Raw genomic sequence first — 381 nt, 5'->3', positions numbered from 1 at the left:
AAAAGTTTTAAACCTATTCCCAAGCTTCCAACCGGGCTTGAACCGGTGACCTCTTCCTTACCATGGAAGTGCTCTACCAGCTGAGCTATGGAAGCATAATGGCTCCGCAGGTAGGACTCGAACCTACGACCGATCGGTTAACAGCCGATAGCTCTACCACTGAGCTACTGCGGAATAATATTAGCCTGGCAACGTCCTACTCTCACAGGGACAAGGTCCCAACTACCATCGGCGCTAGAGAGCTTAACTTCCGTGTTCGGTATGGGAACGGGTGTGACCTCTCTGCCATCATTACCAGACTTTTATCATTATAAACATTTCTTTCGAAATGTCAAGAAGAAATTTTAATGCATATTCCTTCAAAACTAGATAACATCGCTA

At 45.7% G+C, this 381-nt stretch carries 2 tRNA genes and 1 rRNA gene; all 3 read right to left on the bottom strand.

Annotated elements, in window-relative coordinates:
- Positions 1 to 22: 22 nt before the first annotated feature.
- The 3 genes from ACQGSG_RS29365 to rrf all read right to left on the bottom strand — a co-directional run bounded on the left by ACQGSG_RS29365 (position 23) and on the right by rrf (position 299).
- Positions 23 to 95, bottom strand: a tRNA-Thr gene (locus ACQGSG_RS29365).
- A gap of 4 nt (positions 96 to 99) precedes the next feature.
- A tRNA-Asn gene (locus ACQGSG_RS29360) sits at positions 100 to 174 on the bottom strand.
- Between the two features lie 9 nt (positions 175 to 183).
- Positions 184 to 299 (bottom strand): 5S ribosomal RNA (gene rrf, locus ACQGSG_RS29355).
- Positions 300 to 381: the final 82 nt, after the last annotated feature.

Source organism: Bacillus sp. GMa5/1, assembly GCF_050172015.1.
Lineage (GTDB): Bacteria > Bacillota > Bacilli > Bacillales > Bacillaceae_G > Bacillus_A > Bacillus_A cereus.
The sequence above is the reverse complement of the archived record's forward strand: the minus strand, read 5'-3'. Positions and strand labels throughout refer to the sequence as shown.